The organism is Streptococcus sp. 2020WUSS084 (assembly GCF_044427445.1).
GTDB lineage: Bacteria > Bacillota > Bacilli > Lactobacillales > Streptococcaceae > Streptococcus > Streptococcus suis.
The window spans coordinates 90,773-110,448 of the sequence record NZ_JAOTGC010000005.1 but is presented as its reverse complement, the minus strand read 5'-3'; the positions used below and the strand labels follow the sequence as shown (position 1 = coordinate 110,448).

Below are 19,676 nucleotides of genomic sequence, written 5' to 3'. Positions count from 1 at the left end.
GGAAATGATGAAAAAAAGAAATATTTTAGTTGAGTTATTAAAAGGAATTGGTCTAGTACTGCTTTCTACTATCTTGTGGACATTGATCTTATCTTTTGCCACACCGGAATCATCATCAGGTATTTACGAACCTTTTCCAGGTTTTACTGTGATTGCTGGTATACTAACGAGTTTCATTCTCCATATCATTATGAAGTATAACCAGCTTCGTCAGGCTGAACAAGCCGCGAAAGCTAGTAAAAGTCATATCGTTGTTATTGAAGAGCGCAATCAGGCCTTGATGAAGAAAGCAAACCGCTTGGTTGAAAAACACCAGAATCTTGAAAAAGAAACCATTTTGGACATCAATAAATCCGTTTCCAAAATTCGAACGGTTGAAGAAAAAACTGTTATGAAATCCACCAAGATTGAAAGTTCACAAGAATTTGGTCAATTTTTGCGTCAAATGCCGGAATTGATGGCCAATAAACATATTGAAAGGTTACTGAATGAAATTTTTGAAACAGAAAATAATTTAGCACAATGGAAGATTTCATACAATCAGCAGGTTGAGTACTTCAATACTCTGTTGCATCAGTTTCCGATTAGCATCATTGCCAAAATCATTCGCCTGAAGGACTTGGAATTTTATAAGGAACATTCGCTGACTGATTTTACAGACGAGATGTTGGGGCTATAAGATAAAGAAGGGTCTATCAATGTATCTTAAGTATTTGATAGGCTTTTTTTGCCATCTTTTTGTAAATTCTCTGTCACTACTTTATGAAAATCAGACTATCTGCTGTAACTATCTTAATTTTCACGGAGTATAAAAAAGTCAGACTAGGAATTTGACACTACTTAGTAATAATGATACAATCCCTATATAGTGATAAAAACTACTATGTAGTAACAATTAGAAAAGAGGAAATCCTATGTCAAACTTTGTAAAACTTCAAGAAACTCGTCGTTCTATCTATGCACTTGGTAAAGAATTGCCAGTATCAAACGAAGAAGTAGTAGCGCTTGTAGAAAAAGCCATGAAAGAATCTCCATCAGCTTTCAACTCACAATCAAGCCGTGCAGTTGTACTTTTCGGAGCTGAATCAGATGCTTTCTGGAACGAAATTGCTTACAGCGAATTGGAAAAAGTAACACCTGCAGAAGCTTTTGAAGCAACAAAAGGTCGCTTAGCTGGTTTTGCGGCAGGTGCTGGTACTATCTTGTTCTTCGAAGACCAAGACGTGGTTAAAGGCTTGCAAGAAAGCTTCCCACTTTATGCAGAAAACTTCCCAATCTGGTCTGAACAAGCTCACGGTATCAACTTGTACGCAGTATGGTTGGCTTTCGCTGAGAAAAACATCGGCATGAACGTACAACACTACAACCCATTGGTTGATGCACAAGTTGCTGAAAAATACGGTATCCCAGCTAACTGGAAACTCCGTGCACAAGCACCATTCGGAAGCATCGGAGCTCCAGCAGCAGAGAAAGACTATATGGCGGATGGGGACCGTGTAAAGGTTTTTGGTAACTAGTAAAGTTTACAGTTCGCTTTATTACGTCGTTAACTCGCCTTGCCTAACTCCAGTTATGCCTTCAGCTCGTTGCCTAGTACTAAAAGTAAACTGAAAACTTTACCCTGCGAAAATTGGAAATATCCGTTGTCAGCTTACCTTGGTGAGTGTAAAGCTCCACTGGAGCTTTACACTCTGCTCCCTTAAAACAAGAGAGGAGCGGGGGTATACCTTCGGCTTGTTGACACGGACTCCGTTCGCTTTATCTCCCAGCTCTAACTATCTCCCAGAGCTAACCTTTCCAACTTCCTGTATCAGCAGGAAGTTTTTTTATCTGTCTAGCTTAAAATATGATACAATAATAGGGTATTTCAAAGTACAAAGGAGAAAAAGATGGTATTACCAAATTTTAAAGAAAATCTCGCTAAATATGCTAAACTTTTGGTTTCAACAGGTATCAATGTGCAACCAGGTCACACGATTCAATTGACAATTGGAGTAGATCAGGCTGAGTTGGCTCGTTTGATTGTCAAAGAAGCTTATGCTCACGGTGCTAAGGAAGTCTTGGTCAACTGGTTGGACGATGTGATTGCGCGTGAACGTTTGGTCAATGTTGATGTGGAGCTCTTGGAACAAGTTCATCCACAACGCATCACCGAAATGAACTACCTTTTGGAGCGCAAGGCAAGCCGTTTGGTTGTCTTGTCTGAAGATCCAGGAGCTTACGACGGTGTTGATCCAGAGAAATTGTCTCGCAACGCTCGTGCACTTAGTCAAGCTTTGCAGCCAATGCGTCAAGCAACGCAAGCTAACAAGGTTAGTTGGACACTTGGTGCAGCCTCTGGTTTGGAATGGGCTAAAAAAGTCTTTCCAAATGCAGCGTCTGACGAAGAGGCAGTGGACCTCCTTTGGGATCAAATCTTCAAGACTTGCCGTATCTACGAAGAAGATCCAATCAAGGCTTGGGAAGAGCATGAGGCACGCTTGGTGGCTAAGGCTAAGGTCCTTAACGACGAGCAGTTTGTCAAATTGCACTACACAGCACCAGGAACTGACCTCGTTCTTGGTATGCCGAAGAATCACTTGTGGGAAGCGGCTGGTTCGGTCAATGCCCAAGGTGAACACTTTATTGCCAACATGCCAACAGAAGAGGTCTTCACAGCACCTGACTACCGTGTGGCAGATGGCTATGTAACGTCAACAAAACCACTCAGCTACAATGGTAACATCATCGAAGGCATCAAAGTAACCTTCAAAGATGGTGAAATCGTGGATGTAACAGCTGAAAAAGGCGACGAAGTCATGAAGAAATTGGTCTTTGACAATGCCGGTGCACGCGGTCTCGGTGAAGTTGCCCTTGTGCCAGACAAGAGCCCGATTTCTCAATCAGGTGTGACTTTCTTCAACACCCTCTTCGATGAAAATGCCTCAAACCACTTGGCGATTGGTCAAGCCTATGCCTTCTCTATCGAAGGTGGTACAGAAATGAGCCAAGAAGAGTTGAAAGAAGCTGGTCTCAACCGCTCAGATGTTCACGTGGACTTCATGATTGGTTCAAACAAGATGAACATTGACGGTATCCGTGAAGACGGTACCCGTGTACCAATCTTCCGTGACGGTGAGTGGGCTATCTAATGATATTATATAAGACTGGGCAACCAGTCTTATTTTGTAAGAATAGGAGGAAAACAAGATGTTAACAAGTATTATCGCTGGTGCCATTATTGGCTTAATTGCAGGTGCTCTTACTTCGTCAGATGACCGTCGTGGTTGTCTGGGGAATATTATCCTTGGGCTTGCTGGTTCGTGGATTGGACAGTTGCTCTTTGGTGATTGGGGACCACAATTTGCTGGTATGGCCCTGGTACCGTCAGTCTTTGGAGCAGTATTGTTAGTGGCAATTTTTAGCAGTTCCAGACGGAATTAAAATGAACTGTAAAACCAAACTTCGGATGAGGTTTGGTTTTATTTGTGGAGGGATTTGCGTGAATTGCCGCATTGTTCGGATTTTTCAGAAAATTTCCATTTTTCTGTTGACAAGTGAAAATAAGTAAGGTATCATAGTAAGCAATTAAGAACCTGTAAAAACAGGTTCCAGAACACTGAAAGGAAAAAGTCAAATGAAACCTGTCACTACAAAATTTTTTGCTTTGTTGTTGCGACGGTCGGGCTAGTGCACTAGGTAGCATTAGTCCTGTTTGGCTTACCAAGCGGGCGCTGTTGACAACATCTCGCAGGTAGGAATCCTCGAGGTGTTTTCTTTTTTATCGTCATTTAGTTTACTTTTATTACTTCGACGACTGAAAAGCTCCAGTGGAGGTTTTCAGCCTACCACCTTTCATTAAAAGAGTGGTAGTTTGAAACTTCGTTTCCTTATTTCCAACTTCAAATAATTTCATCATTATTTGAACTCGCCTTGCCTAACTCCAGTTATGCCTGCGGTTCGTTGCTTAGTACTAAAAGCAAACTAAAAGACGATAGTATTGAAGTTTGTATTGTTTAGAAAGGTATTCTTATGCGTGCGATTGAATTTTTAGATACGACTTTACGGGATGGTGAACAGACGCCGGGTGTGAATTTTTCTATCAAGGAAAAAGTGACCATTGCCAAGCAGTTGGAGAAATGGGGGATTTCTGCCATTGAAGCGGGTTTCCCAGCTGCCAGTCCTGATTCTTTTGAAGCGGTTCGTCAGATTGCGGCGGCTATGACCAAGACGGCTGTGACAGGTTTGGCTCGGTCAGTCAAATCAGACATTGATGCTTGTTATGAGGCACTGAAAGATGCTAAGTATCCGCAGATCCATGTTTTCATTGCGACCAGTCCCATTCACCGTGAATTTAAACTTCAAAAGTCCAAAGAAGAAATTTTGGCGCAAATCACTGAACATGTCAGCTATGCCCGTGAGCGTTTTGAGGTGGTGGAGTTCTCGCCAGAGGATGCGACGCGGACTGAGTTGGATTATTTGCTAGAAGTTGTGCAGACAGCGGTAGATGCTGGTGCGACCTACATCAACATTCCAGATACAGTCGGCTTTACGACTCCTCAGCACTACGGAGAAATTTTCCGTTACTTGACAAGCAACGTCAAATCGGACCGTGAGATTATTTTCAGTCCGCATTGCCACAATGATCTAGGTATGGCTGTTGCCAATACCCTTTCAGCTATTAAAAATGGTGCCGGTCGTGTTGAGGGAACTATCAACGGTATCGGTGAGCGGGCAGGAAATGCGGCCCTTGAAGAAGTAGCTGTTGCCCTTGAAATTCGGAAAGATTTCTATGATGTGACCAGTCCGATTGTTCTTAAGGAAACGCTCAATACTTCGGAATTAGTATCTCGCTTTTCGGGGATTGCCATTCCACGCAATAAGGCGGTGGTTGGTGGTAATGCCTTCTCTCACGAGTCAGGTATCCACCAAGATGGTGTCTTGAAAAATCCATTGACTTATGAAATCATTACACCTGAGTTGGTAGGGGTCAAGAAAAATTCTCTGCCACTGGGTAAACTATCTGGTCGCCATGCCTTTGTGGAAAAGCTGAAAGAATTAGACTTGTATTTTGAAGAGAGTGATGTTGCGGGCCTCTTTGCTCGCTTTAAAAACCTTGCAGACAAGAAAGAAAAAATCACGGATGCAGATATCCGTGCCTTGGTAGCTGGTACAGAAATCAGCAATCGTGATGGCTTCCAATTTAAAGATTTGCGTTTGGATAGTCAGTCTGACGGCAGTATTCAGGCTCAGGTCATCTTTATCAATCAAGATGAGGAAGAAGTGGTTGTTGTGGAATCTGGCAAGGGTTCGGTTGAGGCTGTCTTTAATGCCATTGACCAATTCTTCCACCAAGAGATCAGTTTGGAACGTTATCATATCGATGCCATTACCGATGGAATTGATGCCCAAGCGCGTGTGCTTGTCGCCGTAGAAAACAAGGCAACGGAAACCGTCTTTAACGCCTCTGGTATTGACTTTGACGTATTGAAAGCTTCTGCAATTGCCTATATTCATGCCAATATCATGGTGCAAAAAGAAAATAGTGGTCAGATGGATAAGAAACTATCTGAGAAGGACATGCCCCACATCTAGGAGGAAATATGACGAAAAAAATTGTAGCCTTGGCTGGTGATGGAATCGGTCCTGAAATCATGGAAGCTGGCCTAGCAGTCCTCGAGGCTGTTGCTGGGCAAGTAGGATTTGATTATGAGATTGAGGAGAGAGCTTTTGGTGGCGCTGGGATTGATGCGGCTGGCCATCCTCTACCAGATGCTACCTTACAAGCCTGCCGTCAGGCGGATGCGATTTTGTTAGCAGCTATCGGTAGCCCTCAATATGATGATGCAGCTGTTCGACCAGAACAAGGTCTGCTTCAACTTCGGAAGGAATTGGGTCTCTTTGCTAATATCCGTCCGGTCAAAATTTTTGATAGCCTGAAAGACTATTCTCCTCTGAAAGCCGACCGGCTGGATGGTGTGGATTTGGTCATGGTACGGGAGTTGACAGGTGGGATTTATTTTGGAGAGCATATTCTGGAGACAGACCAAGCCAGCGATAGCAATACCTATCAGGCAGAAGAGATTGAACGGGTTGTCCGCTCTGCCTTTGACCTAGCCCAAAAAAGACGAAAAAAAGTCACCAGCATTGATAAGCAAAATGTACTGGCGACGTCAAAATTGTGGCGGAAGGTAGCGGATGAGGTGGCTAAGGACTACCCAGATGTGACCTTGGAGCACCAGTTGGTGGATAGTGCAGCCATGCTTTTGATTACCAATCCTAGTCGATTTGACGTCTTGGTGACGGAAAATCTTTTCGGAGATATTTTGTCGGATGAGGCCAGCGTATTAACAGGAACGCTAGGGGTTCTGCCTTCTGCTAGTCATGCGGTGGCAGGTCCCAGTCTCTACGAACCTATCCATGGTTCGGCACCAGATATTGCAGGTCAGGGCATTGCCAATCCTGTCAGCATGATTCTATCTGTTGCCATGATGCTGGAAGAAAGTTTTGATTTGGTCCAAGCAGGTCAGACCATTCGCCAGGCAGTTGAAGCGGTCTTTGCACAGGGCATTTTCACTAAAGACCTAGGTGGGACCGCATCCACCAAAGAAATGACCGCGGCCATTATTGAACAGCTTGAAAGGAGGTCACCATGAGTGGCAAATCCATTTTCGATAAGCTCTGGGATCGCCATGTGATTATAGGTCAGGAAGGTCAGCCCCAGCTCCTTTATGTCGATCAGCATTATGTCCACGAGGTGACCAGTCCCCAGGCCTTTCAAGGATTGAGGGATACAGGGCGACCTGTTCGGCGCCCAGACTTGACCTTTGCGACCTTTGACCACAACGTACCAACCGTCGATATTCATAATATCCGTGATGTCATTTCCAAGGCTCAGATGGATGCTTTGGCGAAGAATATAGAAGATTTCGGCATTCCCCACGCAGCCCACGGTTCGGAACATCAGGGGATTGTCCACATGGTTGGACCAGAAACAGGTCGGACCCAGCCGGGTAAGTTTATTGTCTGCGGGGATAGCCATACGGCGACTCACGGAGCATTTGGAGCCATTGCCTTTGGGATTGGAACTTCTGAAGTGGAGCACGTTCTCGCTACCCAGACTATTTGGCAGGTCAAACCTAAGCGGCTCCTAGTGGAGTTTGTCGGTCAGGCCCAAGCAGGTGTTTATGCCAAGGACTTTATCCTGGCTCTGATTGCCCGCTACGGCGTGGATTGTGGACTGGGTCATGTGGTGGAGTTTGCTGGTCCAGTCATCGACCGACTCAGCATGGAAGAACGGATGACCATTTGCAATATGTCCATTGAGTTCGGCTCTAAGATGGGCATTATGGCTCCAGACCAGACCACTTTTGACTACCTGCGAGGTCGTGAGTGTGCACCAGCGGACTTTGAGGCGGCGGTGGCAGACTGGAAGGAGCTCTACTCAGATGCCGACACCGTCTATGACAAGCATCTAGTCCTTGATGTGTCGGACTTAGCACCGATGGTCACTTGGGGGACCACGCCTGCTATGGGGGTTAGCTTTGACGAAACCTTCCCAGCCATCCGTGACCACAACGACGAGCGGGCCTACGCTTACATGGACTTGGCTCCAGGGCAAAAGGCTGCGGACATTCCCGTTGGCTATGTCTTCCTAGGCTCTTGTACCAATGCTCGCCTCAGCGATTTGCAGCTGGCAGCTAGGATTGTTAAGGGGCGGAAAATAGCAGAGCAGGTTACGGCCATTGTCGTTCCAGGTAGTCGCCCTGTCAAGCGAGCTGCAGAAAAGCTTGGGCTAGACAAAATTTTCATGGAGGCAGGCTTTGAATGGCGAGATCCAGGTTGCTCCATGTGTCTGGGTATGAATCCAGACAAGGTACCTGCTGGTGTCCACTGCGCCTCTACAAGTAATCGAAACTTTGAAGACCGACAGGGCTTTGGGGCCAAGACCCACTTGTGTAGTCCTGCTATGGCTGCCGCAGCTGCGCTTTTTGGACGATTTGTCGACACTAGACAGCTAGACATTCTCAAGGAGGGAGTTTAATGCACCAATTTACCACATGGACAGGAACAACCGTTCCGCTCATGAATGATAATATTGACACCGACCAGCTCCTGCCCAAGCAGTTTCTCAAGCTGATTGACAAAAAAGGATTTGGCAAGTATCTGCTCTATGCTTGGCGGTACTTGGATGATAACTACACGGATAATCCTGATTTCATTCTCAATCAGCCTGAGTATCAAGGAGCTAGTATCCTCATATCTGGGGATAACTTCGGAGCAGGTTCTTCTAGGGAACACGCTGCCTGGGCTCTGGCAGATTATGGCTTCAAGGTCATCATTGCAGGCTCCTTTGGGGATATTCACTACAACAATGACTTGAACAATGGGATTCTGCCCATTATCCAGCCAAAAGAAGTCAGGGACCAATTGGCTCAGTTGGCTCCTGACCAAGAAATCACGGTTGACTTGGCAGACCAGTTGATACGGACGCCTTTTGGGGAATTCTCATTTGACATCGAACAGGACTGGAAACACAAGTTGCTCAATGGCTTGGATGATATTGGTATTACATTACAGTATCAGGATTTGATTGCTGAGTATGAGGGGAATCGACCAAGCTACTGGCAAAACTAAAAATATTAGAAAACAAGCAGGTCGCTCTGCTATGAAACAAAAGAAAAGAGGAAATTATTATGACGAAACAAGTTCACTGGGATGGCACACTTTCACAAGAAGGTCTTGACATTATCAAGGGTGAGGGAGGTGTGATTGTCTGCCCGACTAAGGTTGGCTACATCATCATGACATCTGACAAGGCTGGCTTGGAGCGTAAGTTTGACGCTAAAGAGCGCAAGCGTAATAAGCCGGGCGTGGTTCTTTGTGGCAGTATGGAGGAGCTTCGTGAGTTGGCTCAGTTGACTCCTGAGATTGATGCTTTCTACCAAAAACATTGGGATGAGGACATTTTGTTGGGTTGTATCCTGCCTTGGAAACCAGAGGCTTATGCCAAGTTGCAGGCTTATGGCGATGGTCGTGAAGAGTTGATGACAGACGTTCGTGGTACTTCTTGCTTTGTTATCAAGTTTGGTGTGGCTGGCGAGCAAATTGCTAAGGAAATGTGGGAAAAAGAAGGCCGTATGGTCTACGCTTCATCTGCTAACCCATCAGGTAAGGGAAATCGTGGTAAGGTAGAAGGTATCGGTGAGCGTATTGCTTCTAAGGTGGACTTGATTATCGAGGCGGATGACTACGTGGCATCTATCCAGCCAGACAAGACTATCGAAACCCGCTATGAGCAAGGGGTTATGGTGTCTATGGTAGATAAAGATGGTAAACTGATTCCAGAACAAGGTGCAGATAGCCGTTCTATCAGCCCATGCCCAGTTGTCATCCGTAAGGGTCTGGACATCGATAAAATCATGATGCACTTGTCAGACCGCTTCAACTCTTGGGACTATAGACAAGGGGAATATTATTAAGATATAGTCATTCAGTTTATCTTTTATTACTTCGACGAACGAGGAAACTCCGTTTCCGTATTTCCAACTTCAAATAATTTTATCATTATTTGAACTCACCTTGCCGTACTCCAGTTATGCCTGCGGCTTTTGAAGCGAACTTGGTTCGCACTATCTCCAGTCTTCAACTATCTCCCAGATAGTTGGAGCGAGTACTAAAAGAAAACTGAAGACTATAAACTATAAATAGGAACGATCCGAAAGGGTCGTTTTTTCGTACCAGAAAAAAACTGGCTGAAAATAATTTCAGTCAGTTTCTTATGTTTATTCAATCACCAACATGCCTTCTTTAACGGCAAATGGGTGTTCTGGGTCAATGCGGTCGTAGAACATGACACCGTTGAGGTGGTCGATTTCGTGTTGGACCACGATGGCATTAAAGCCTTTGAGTTTGATACGGTGTGGTTCTCCATTTTTGTCCATGTAATCAACAGTCACACGCGCGTGGCGGACTACGTAGCCTTGGACTTCGCGGTCAACGGATAGGCAGCCCTCGCCCCCTTCCATAGCAGCTTCTTGGACAGAATGTGCCACGATTTTAGGGTTGTACATGACTTCTTGTAGAGAGTAGGCTTGGGCAGGTGGATTGCCTTCCTCATCTTCTGGATTTGGGACTAAGACAGCAATGATGCGTTTGGAAACGTCAATCTGAGGTGCTGCTAGACCAACTCCGCCACGGAGTTTCATTTTTTCAGCCATGACAGGATCCTGCGAATGTTTGAGGAATTGCATCATTTTTTCGCCTAAAATAATTTCCTGATCAGATAGAGGAAATGCAACTTCTTCGGCAACTTGGCGTAGGGTTGGATGCCCTTCACGGATGATGTCATCCATGTCAATCAAATGGGCAGCTTTTGTCAATCGTTCAATAACAGACATGATTCTCTCCTTTGAATATAGTTAAGATAAGTATAGCATGAAATGGGAGAGAATAAAAGTCGGACTTTTCTATCCATTCGCTTTCAAATCTGTTATACTAGTAAAAGATGAACGTTGAAAGGGAGAAAAATGAAAAGAATTTTAGAAAAAGCCAGTTTGCTGGCCCTGTCCACCATGCTGGTTTCGACATTTGCTGTCTCGCCAGCTATTCCACAGATGATTGAGCATTTTGCCCAGCAGGGAATTGCAGCGGCCCAGGTGGAAAACTTAATTACGGTGACCTCTTTTGCTATTATGGTTACTCTATTGGCAAACGGTCTAGTTGTCCGTTTCTTGTCTGAACGAAACATTATCATTGCAGGGCTTTTGCTTATGGCCATCGGCGGAGCTTTGCCCATGTTTCTAACTGCTTATCCTCTGATTTTATTGGCTCGCATCTTGCTTGGTTTGGGGATTGGCCTAATCAATGCGCGTGCTATTAATATCATCGGTAATTTTTTCACCGGTCAGGAGCGGGTGCAGATGATGGGCTTGCGTGGTTCAGCAGAGGTTTTGGGAAGCGCAGGGCTTACCCTCCTTGTCGGTTGGTTGACCCAGTTTGGTTGGCAACCTGCCTTCTTGGTCTACCTTTTTGCCTTGGTCATCTTGGCTCTCTTCCTTCTCTTTGTTCCCAAGGAGGAATTGCTGGCTCGCATGGAGGTAAAGGTTGAGGAGAACGCGCCCAAGGTCAAACTGGACAAGACCATGTGGATGATGGGAATTTATCTGGCATTCTTAGCCTTCTTTGTTATCAACGTCAATACCTTCCTGACCATTCGTATTCCTCAGATTGTTTTAGCCAAGGGCATCGGTACTGCTCAGCAAGCCAGTCTCATTCTCAGTCTTATGCAGGTCATGGGGATTGTGGCAGGGACGGTCTTTAGTAGCCTGGTTGGTCGTTTGAAGGGTTGGCTTTTAGCTGTTTCCTACGTGGTCTTTGGACTCGCGGTTATCGGCATTGCCTTTGCGGATAATCTCTGGGTGCTGGGACTCGGTGGCATGGTGTCAGGATTTTTCTACAGCATCATTCTAACCATTGTCTTTAGTCAGGTAACAGACCGTGCACCCAAGGCCTTACTCAATGCGGTCATGACAATCGTCCTTATGGGCTGCAATATCGGCGGTGCGACATCTGCTATCTTGCCGACTTATCTGGAAAAACTCAACCCAACCCCAACAGGTGCCTTTGGTATTTACGCCATCGGCTGTGCCTTGATTAGTGCTGGTTTGATTTACCAACAAATGAAGAAATAGAAGCGGATTTCCGTTTCTTTTTTGCTATAATGGATTTATGTTAGAAAATAACCGTTTAAATGAATTAATACTACGTTTTCCCGAGGATGTTCAGTTGATTTTTAAGGACATGATTCCCTCCTATCAGTTGGGCTATGCGGATTATGTCTATCAGACAGATAGTTACGCCACCCAAAACCGTCGGATTAAAAATTTGGCAAAAAATTTCCGAAGAATGGATTATTTTTACATCATGCCCCTGCCCCAGGATCTGGCATTGGAAATTGCTAATCAATGGCGCTATCAACCACCTTTGGATGCCTATACGATTAGTGCAAACCCCGAGACTTATGCTGAGATGATCTCACCAGAGGCGCGTGGGGACCGCTTTTTTGCAGTCATCCGCAATGCCGCCCTCATGGGCTATTTCTGTATTGACCAAGATGGCGAGACCGTTGACATTCATTTGGGTATGAAACCTTCTTTGACAGGTCAGGGAAATGGCAGAGCTTTCTATCAGGCTATTGAAGACTATTTAGTAGAGCATGTTCAGCCAGCTAGTATCAAACTGACAGTTGCTAGCTCTCATCAAGTTGCCCAAAAACTCTTTCATGCTCTTGGTTTTACAGAAATAGAAAAGCAAGCAGAATATATCAAAATGGAAAAGAAAGTCGTATGCGATTAGATAAATTTTTAGTGGATTGCGGTGTTGGCAGTCGGACAGAAGTCAAGAAACTCCTGAAAAACAAGCAAGTTACAGTCAACGGCCAAGTAGAAACCTCCCCAAAACAGCAGATTAACGAAAAACAAGACCAGATTGCTGTAGCAGGTCAGGTCTTGAGTCATGAAACCTTTGTTTACTATCTGTTAAACAAGCCCAAGGGTGTGATTTCAGCCACGGAGGATGACCGTCATCGGACTGTCTTGGACCTGCTAGATAATACAGCTCGCCAGAAGGAAGTTTTTCCTGTTGGACGCTTGGACATCGATACCCACGGTCTCTTGCTTTTGACCAACAACGGTCAGCTGGCTCATGCCATGCTTTCTCCGAAAAAGCATGTTGATAAACTCTACCGAGCACAGGTTGACGGGATCATGACCCAAGAGGATGTCGAACGATTTGCGGCAGGAATTGAGCTGAAAGACTTTACCTGTCAACCAGCCCAGTTGTCCATCCTCTCTACAGATGAAGCTAAGCAGACCTCGCTCGTTGATATCACCATCCGAGAAGGGAAATTTCACCAGATCAAACGCATGGTGCAGGCCTGTGGAAAGACGGTGACAGACTTGCAACGATTGACCATGGGGCCTCTTCGCTTAGATCCAAAATTAGCGCTTGGAGAATACCGCAGGTTGACTGCTGCCGAATTAAAGCAATTAGAAGTCTTTGGTGTGGAATTATAGATAAAATAGAAGAGACTTGCTCCCGATTGGAGGTCTTCTTCTTTTTGGGGTAAGTAAAAAATGCTAAGGATATACAGTTGTCGTATCTGAAATTCTAGCCCCTGCTTGACCGTATTTGGTATAACATATTACAATATATATAAGAACCTGTGTTCATAATTCATCGCTTCCATTGGAGTGTTTGAAGGTGGAGATAAGGAAAGGAAATTCCTGACCAATTAGGTGGTAGGCGAAAACAGCCACAGGAGCTTTTTACTCGTCGAAGCAATAAAGTGAGACTAAATGATGATAGAGTCAAGTATTCCTTCAAAAAATTGCCTTGATGAGCAAAAACGATTTCTTGCATAAGAACACTTTGTTTATGAATATAGGTTCTAAGATTTGTCCAAGAGAGGTTATTCTATGTTGAAATATATCCGTGCCCTTCCCCTTGTTATAGTAGCGGGAGCGGTTGTTTATTTTACTATTTTTATCTGTATTGATAATGGTGATTGGACCTACGTTGTGACTAGAGCGCTAGGGCTTAAGGAAGAACATGCCAATAATGTTTCTTTGATTGTAATTGGTGCCCAGTCACTTTTTCTGACTTCGGATTGGTTTTACAAGCGGATTCGTGCCTTTCTCAATCGTCGTTTGGAAAAGGCCAAAGGACTTAATCGGCAGATTTATCTGGGCTATAAGGCAGGGATTGAGTTTTTGATGGCGTTACCCAAACGAACTATTTTATTCACATTCTATCTACTTTTAGTAGTTGCTGAAAGTGTTGGTCTGATTGAAAAAGCCAAGGACTATGCTGCGGTAATCATCTTCATAATCGCTGTTGACCGCGTGACTAAAATCTGGCCAGAAGAAAAGCGGAGAATGATGGAGTTTGGTCAGAAGATTAAGAAACGGATAAAGAGTGTGGGCTAGTGAAAAACTTTTTAAATATGATTTTACTCTGTTGAAAATCATAGACAGACCCTCTCCTAATAAGATGAAGTAGGATGGGATTGTAAATAAATTTAATAAAATAGATGGACATATTTTGTCCATCTATTTTTATATACTTCTTATAGAGAACGTCAGAATAGAGGGGTAAAGATGAATTATTATCACATAAAACTAATGGGAGATGTACAGCAACTAGAGCGACCTAGTGAATCTTTTACACAAGAAAATAATTGGATGTATTTTTTGAAGGAAAAAGAAGATTTATTTATTGTAACGGGAGCTGCAAATACAAAACGAGAAATAGCAAAAAAGGTTCAATCACTTTGGAAAGTGGATGTCTATTTAGACGACTATTCTTCAATAAATGAGGATGATTTTATTGAAAAAGTTGGGCGTGAAAATTTGGGTGAATTTGGTTATTTCTTATTGAAGCAATCAAAGGAAGATAAGCAAGGTCTTACTCCGAATGCAGATGTGTTGTCAGAAAATATGATTGGTCTCAGCGACTTTAAAAATAGCATTCAGCATCTTATAAACTATTTAGACTACCAATCAAACGATTTAGAATCGCATACGAAAGAGCCATTTTTCTTAATTTTCAACGGTCAAAAGGGGACTGGACGAAAATATGCCCTCCAATATTTAGAACGCTTGTTCGACTTGAAAGCAGTTGATACTCATTGTAGCGAATACTTTCTTCCTAAGACTGAAGAAAAACAATTTCCAGTTGTTTATGACTATTTAAAAGCAAGAGCTCGTCCTAAATTAGAACTTTTCGCTAATATCAATACAAAGAAGGAGAATAATATTTGTATTCTAATTGCTCAATCGACTGAAGAAGCTAAAAAAATAGAAATGGAATTACAGGAGGAATACTATAATGTAAATAGAATCGAGTTTCCTCCTTATACAAATGACGAACTGGTTGAAATTGCTATTCAACTATTAGCAAAAAGACGAATTAGTATAGACAAGAAAATTGTTAGGGAGTATGTAGAAAAGGCTTCAAATCTCATCAATGCAAAAGATATTCGACGAATGGTTCAGAGAATTCATGAATATGCGGTGGCAACCAATTATTGTCAAGAAAATGGATTGCTGGATCTGTGTCACTTTAGTTTGCAAAAGGAACAATCTAAAAGTAAATGTGGCCAAGCTGAGAAGAGGCTGAATCAAATGATTGGTCTTCAATCTGTAAAAAAATTAATCAGACAACAAGTTGCTTTTGAACAACTATCGAAACTGAGGAAAGAAAGAGGCTATCATGTTGAAGAAAGTAATGGGCACTTGTTATTCACAGGAAATCCAGGGACGGGTAAGACAGAGGTAGCTCGTCTTTATACAGAAATCCTGTATGAACATGGATTGATCGCAGAAAACAAGATAGTAGAGGTTGGAAGAGCAGATCTTATTGGGGAATATGTTGGTCAAACAGCGCCAAAAATAAAAACGGTGTTTGATAGCGCAAGTGGCGGTGTATTGTTTATCGATGAAGCTTATAGTCTGATTCCACAGAGTGAAAGAGATTTTGCCAATGAAGCTATACCCACCATTATTCAAGAAATGGAAAATCGTCGCAATGAGATAGTTGTTATTTTTGCCGGTTATAAAGATTTGATGCACAATTTCATAGAGACGAATCCAGGATTACAATCTAGAATTTCAAAAATCATTCATTTTGAAGATTACTCTGTGGACGAACTGTGTGAAATTTTTAGAATGATGTTGAGTAATAAGGGCTATTCCATTGAATCAAGCTGTGAGAGTGCATTGCGCTCGCACTTTTCGAGTCGTGTTAGAAATGAACATTTTGGTAATGGACGCTATGTTCGTAAATTAATAGAAGCTATCTTGTATCAACAGGCGACTCGGGTAATGGAAAGGATAGGTAAGAGGGATTTGGATGAAACAGAGATGAATGTCGTAATAGAAGCTGATATTAAGAACGCCATTCAAGAATTATCAGAGTTGGAATCAACTCAACGGTTAATAGGTTTTGGATTACAGGGATAGAAGAAAGGAAATGTACATGAATAATAATGTTTTAAAAGAAAATGCTGTATTTAATGATATGGAAATTTTAGAAATATTTATCGATTTGCTATACAGAAATTTGGACTCGGATACCAAGGTGAGAAGTTCTTTTGACAGCATCAATCGGGAAGTGAGCGATTTTTTTGGAATCCCTCAAAAGAGCTATATCGGACAACTTTTATACATTATTTCAGATGTTGATCACATCAGAAGGAGCTTTGTTGACCACATAGAATTTTACTATCGAGAGATGAATAGGAAAGTGAAACGAGTAGTTGGAGTCAGTTTGGCGCTAGAAATAGTACAAAATGTTCATTTTCTAGAAGAATTTGATGTTGTGATGATTGAAAATATTGAAGAATTTTATAATAGTACCGATGCGATTCTGAAGAAGTTGGCAAGAATTTTGGAAAGTTATCTAGAAACAGGCGGAAAATTACTGGTAACAGGTTGTGAGTTTGATAATTCAAATGACGCATTGAGCAAGATTCTTTACCAAGGAAATTTATTGAATTTGACTTGTTAAGAGTGTTATAATCTTTTTAGAATTGAGGTTTCTATGAACGATCAGGAAAGATTACTTACTATATTTTTACGTTTACAATCAGGAGCACATCTAAAAAAGTCACAGTTGGCAGATGAATTTGGAGTTAGTGAGAAGACTATTCAAAGAGATTTTGCCCTTCTAGGAGGATTTATCGAAAGTCAGCCGATGATTGCAGCGGAGTTAGCCTATGATTCAAAGTACCATACTCGCTTCTTAAAAGGGAAGTCTCTTTTTAACAAAAAGGAAATTCTGACAATTTCTAAAATTTTGCTAGAAAATCGGGCTTTGAATAAGGAAGAAAATAAGGCTGTTTTAGATAGTTTATTTGCTCTGGTATCGAAAGATGAGCAGAAAGAAATTTCTGCCATTATCGCCAGTGAACTCTTAAACTATGCCCCGCTTTCAGATACTCAAAATAGAATCGATAAGATTTGGGAATGGTCAGAGGCCATTCGTAAGGAATTGGTATTAGATATTCGCTACCAATCTCCCTACAATGTAGAAAAGAAACACACAGTTTTTCCTGTGTCACTCTACTACGATAGTCATTACTTTTACCTTGTAGCTTATAATCTAAAACATTCATCCTATATGACTTTAAAGTTAGATCGGATTTTAGAATGGAAACTTTCGACTGAGAAGAAGCCAGCTATTTCTTATGGCAAAAAGTTTCGAGATGGTGAGGTACGGAATAAGCGCGTGGATTCTTTTATGGGACGGGAATTAACCATAAGAGTCAGATTTAACTATGATCCAACCATTGTCTTGGATCAATTTCCGACAGCAAAGATTATCGAAACAAGCTCAGAGGGTAATGTGATTGAATTTGTAAGTCAAGATACACCAGGCTTAAAACGTTGGTTGCTGAGTCAGGCAGATGCCCTAACTGTGCTTTCTCCGAGTTCGCTTGTAGAAGATATGAAATATTTTCTCAAAAATATGCAAGAAAACTATAAAAATTAGATATAGGGGACACTATGTGTCTACCCTGTGTATTAGAATGGATGTATCAGCACTATAACTCTTGATTGAAAGGAGGGGAAGAATATGCAAGAATGGATTGTGGTAGATCAATTTGGAAATACGATTGTAGGACCGTTTTATGATAAAACAGCTGCGGAAATGCATGCGAAAATGATTCCGAATGCAACAGTTGTGTTGAAGAACAAATAGATTGTAAGGACAGGAATGGAGCTAGTAAGAATATGGAATACGTAGCAAGAATTAATTTAAAAACAGGAACAGAATTTCGTAATGAATTGATTGAATTTTGCCTGAAATCAGATGAACAATTTCTTGCGATTGGCTGGAGTGGTATTTTTAGTGAGAATGAAAAAGTTGATTACTTAGATTATTATAATGCAGTAAAAAGCCTTTCTAATAAAATAAATCCAGTATTGAATATTTTTAGGGAAACCGAGGTTGACGATTTATTCTGGACACGTGACTTGGATGGTAATTACTGGATATGTAGAGCAATAGGGACTGCTTTTGCAAAAATCAATCACCGTTTAGATTACGGAGCTTTGTTACCCGTCAAAGCCTTTAAGGTTGGGACGCAGGTTCCTGGACAGATCAAAGCAACATTTAATAGAGCTAACGCAGGCACAGCACAAAGAATTCGAGAATCAGTCATTATTGAGTATTCTAAAGCTGTCTATAATGAGCTATCTAACGAAAATTATTATGAGATTTCACACTTAGAAGGAAATCTACTGGACAACTTACCTGATTTTGACTTGGAGGAATTAGTGATAGCTTTTATCCAAATCAAGTATAATTACTATGTTTTGTCCAATTCGATTGCTCGAAAATCTACTACCGTAAAGGTAGAGTGTGAATTTCTTTCTCGAAATGCAAATCAGCCTAAAAAAGCAATTGTTCAGGTAAAGGGGAGAAAAGCGGCACCGCTGGATGCCCTGCAATTTATTGACTTTTTACAGGATGGGTATGAGGTGTTTCTATATGCCCCGACGATTGTTAATTCAGAGAATTTGAACAATCTCATTGTTATTACACCAGGTGAGCTATTGGAGTTCTATCATCAGTATAAGGCAGTCTTGTCTGCTTCTATAACACAGTGGGAAAAGTTGTATTAATGGATTTAAAGGTATATGAGTACTGGAAATCAATCAGCTCATAAAAAGTACAGATAAGAGAGAGGGTATGAGGCTACTTTATAAAACAGAACGAAGAAAAAGTACCAAGTATGAAAGTTTCCAAAATGAATATTACCAAAACGGAAATATAGTTGAAAGATATACAACTACTTGGACAAAAATTCCTGGTCGTCTTGAAAGAGACGAAACAAGAACGAAGGAAATACGAAGTTTAAGTGGTTCATGGGAAATTGATGACCCACGTTTGCCACAATGGCTCAAAAAGTATATCGTTGTTGATTCGGATTCAGAATTGTCAACTGAAGAATATATTGTGGAACTTAAAGAAAAAGGATTTCGAGTTTATTTGTGGGGAGATGGGAATCTAATCGTTTTTAAAAATCGAAAGGTCAAAATTTTACTTGAAACTATTTGGATAGATATGGTTCCGCTTATTAAGCTCTACTATGGTAAGAAAAATACTACTGAAAGACTATTGACTACTTTTGAGAATGATTGGCTAAATCAAAAAGTTACCTATCAGCAACTCATAGATAGAAAAGAGGAAATAAATCAGGAAGAGAAACAGAATGTATATGATAGAGCTTACCAAAGATTCTATGATATGGACTATGATTGTGAGACGTTAACAAGTCAACTCATCAAACTGTTGAAGAATCTTGTTTCAATTTCCAAAAAGAGCGATAAAGAATTTTATAGCAATCTACTCGAACAAGTTCAACAAACGGATCCGAGTCGCGAAAGTTATGCGAGCTTTATGGCTACTATTTTCAAGTATAAATCACAATAGGAATCTGTCAAATAACAAAATAAATTGATTTTTGTATCAGATTTGAATCTTTGTATAAATTTTCGTCTAAGGAATTCTGAGAAAGTTAAGAGGGAATCAGGGTGATTAATCTAAAAGATGAAGTGTTGCATGATCGTATGATGTCAATTATTTAAGTCGTAAAGCAAATAAGAATGGATGATAAGACTAAAACATCT

20 protein-coding genes are annotated in these 19,676 nt (G+C 41.8%); 19 read left to right on the top strand and 1 reads right to left on the bottom strand.

Annotated features, from left to right (window positions below; all coding sequences use genetic code 11):
• The first annotated feature begins 7 nt into the window (after positions 1-7).
• The 9 genes from ODU50_RS04520 to ODU50_RS04480 all read left to right on the top strand — a co-directional run bounded on the left by ODU50_RS04520 (position 8) and on the right by ODU50_RS04480 (position 9,461).
• Complete coding sequence (locus tag ODU50_RS04520) at positions 8-679, top strand: LemA family protein (RefSeq protein WP_161947052.1); 672 nt, start codon at positions 8-10, stop codon at positions 677-679.
• 235 nt (positions 680-914) lie between these two features.
• Entirely contained in the window at positions 915-1,517 is a 603-nt protein-coding gene (locus ODU50_RS04515) for a nitroreductase family protein (RefSeq protein ID WP_105152958.1), read from the top strand.
• Between the two features lie 372 nt (positions 1,518-1,889).
• Positions 1,890-3,131: an aminopeptidase gene (locus tag ODU50_RS04510; protein WP_053867420.1), complete on the top strand. Its 1,242-nt coding sequence runs from the start codon at positions 1,890-1,892 to the stop codon at positions 3,129-3,131.
• A gap of 58 nt (positions 3,132-3,189) precedes the next feature.
• Positions 3,190-3,423, top strand: coding sequence for a GlsB/YeaQ/YmgE family stress response membrane protein (locus tag ODU50_RS04505; RefSeq protein WP_002938398.1), 234 nt, complete (start codon positions 3,190-3,192; stop codon positions 3,421-3,423).
• Between the two features lie 588 nt (positions 3,424-4,011).
• Positions 4,012-5,574, top strand: coding sequence for a 2-isopropylmalate synthase (locus ODU50_RS04500; protein ID WP_105152959.1), 1,563 nt, complete (start codon positions 4,012-4,014; stop codon positions 5,572-5,574).
• Positions 5,575-5,582: 8 nt separating this feature from the next.
• Positions 5,583-6,635, top strand: a complete 1,053-nt coding sequence (leuB, locus tag ODU50_RS04495) for a 3-isopropylmalate dehydrogenase (RefSeq protein WP_105152960.1) — start codon at positions 5,583-5,585, stop codon at positions 6,633-6,635.
• Entirely contained in the window at positions 6,632-8,023 is a 1,392-nt protein-coding gene (gene leuC, locus ODU50_RS04490) for a 3-isopropylmalate dehydratase large subunit (RefSeq protein WP_105152961.1), read from the top strand. Before leuB ends, leuC begins: the two co-directional genes overlap by 4 nt.
• A complete protein-coding gene (gene leuD, locus ODU50_RS04485; protein ID WP_105152962.1) occupies positions 8,023-8,616 on the top strand; it encodes a 3-isopropylmalate dehydratase small subunit in 594 nt (197 codons plus the stop codon). Before leuC ends, leuD begins: the two co-directional genes overlap by 1 nt.
• A 59-nt stretch (positions 8,617-8,675) precedes the next feature.
• Positions 8,676-9,461 (top strand): L-threonylcarbamoyladenylate synthase, encoded by a 786-nt coding sequence (locus tag ODU50_RS04480; RefSeq protein ID WP_105152963.1) that lies wholly within the window; start codon positions 8,676-8,678, stop codon positions 9,459-9,461.
• 303 nt (positions 9,462-9,764) lie between these two features.
• On the opposite strand, the gene def is transcribed toward ODU50_RS04480, so the two are convergent.
• On the bottom strand, positions 9,765-10,379 hold the full coding sequence (gene def, locus ODU50_RS04475) for a peptide deformylase (protein WP_172029543.1): 615 nt from the start codon (positions 10,377-10,379) through the stop codon (positions 9,765-9,767).
• A gap of 129 nt (positions 10,380-10,508) precedes the next feature.
• On the opposite strand from def, the gene ODU50_RS04470 reads away from it, so the two are divergent.
• From ODU50_RS04470 to ODU50_RS04425, 10 genes are all read left to right on the top strand, one after another.
• On the top strand, positions 10,509-11,672 hold the full coding sequence (locus ODU50_RS04470; protein WP_105152965.1) for an MFS transporter: 1,164 nt from the start codon (positions 10,509-10,511) through the stop codon (positions 11,670-11,672).
• A gap of 37 nt (positions 11,673-11,709) precedes the next feature.
• Entirely contained in the window at positions 11,710-12,336 is a 627-nt protein-coding gene (locus ODU50_RS04465) for a GNAT family N-acetyltransferase (protein WP_238145646.1), read from the top strand.
• On the top strand, positions 12,327-13,055 hold the full coding sequence (locus ODU50_RS04460) for a pseudouridine synthase (RefSeq protein WP_105152966.1): 729 nt from the start codon (positions 12,327-12,329) through the stop codon (positions 13,053-13,055). The genes ODU50_RS04465 and ODU50_RS04460 overlap by 10 nt, the downstream gene beginning before the upstream one ends.
• Before the next feature lie 402 nt (positions 13,056-13,457).
• A complete protein-coding gene (locus ODU50_RS04455) occupies positions 13,458-13,967 on the top strand; it encodes a hypothetical protein (RefSeq protein ID WP_105152967.1) in 510 nt (169 codons plus the stop codon).
• A 171-nt stretch (positions 13,968-14,138) separates the two neighbouring features.
• Positions 14,139-16,001 carry an AAA family ATPase gene (locus tag ODU50_RS04450; protein ID WP_238145647.1) on the top strand — a complete coding sequence of 621 codons (1,863 nt, stop codon included), beginning with the start codon at positions 14,139-14,141 and terminating at the stop codon, positions 15,999-16,001.
• Positions 16,002-16,017: 16 nt separating this feature from the next.
• Complete coding sequence (locus ODU50_RS04445) at positions 16,018-16,548, top strand: hypothetical protein (RefSeq protein ID WP_105152968.1); 531 nt, start codon at positions 16,018-16,020, stop codon at positions 16,546-16,548.
• Positions 16,549-16,581: 33 nt separating this feature from the next.
• Positions 16,582-17,532, top strand: a complete 951-nt coding sequence (locus tag ODU50_RS04440; RefSeq protein WP_023371593.1) for a YafY family protein — start codon at positions 16,582-16,584, stop codon at positions 17,530-17,532.
• 84 nt (positions 17,533-17,616) lie between these two features.
• Complete coding sequence (locus ODU50_RS04435) at positions 17,617-17,742, top strand: hypothetical protein (RefSeq protein WP_015647415.1); 126 nt, start codon at positions 17,617-17,619, stop codon at positions 17,740-17,742.
• A gap of 32 nt (positions 17,743-17,774) precedes the next feature.
• Positions 17,775-18,668 carry a ribonuclease D gene (locus tag ODU50_RS04430; protein ID WP_105152969.1) on the top strand — a complete coding sequence of 298 codons (894 nt, stop codon included), beginning with the start codon at positions 17,775-17,777 and terminating at the stop codon, positions 18,666-18,668.
• A 67-nt stretch (positions 18,669-18,735) separates the two neighbouring features.
• A complete protein-coding gene (locus ODU50_RS04425; protein ID WP_105105524.1) occupies positions 18,736-19,479 on the top strand; it encodes a hypothetical protein in 744 nt (247 codons plus the stop codon).
• Positions 19,480-19,676: the final 197 nt, after the last annotated feature.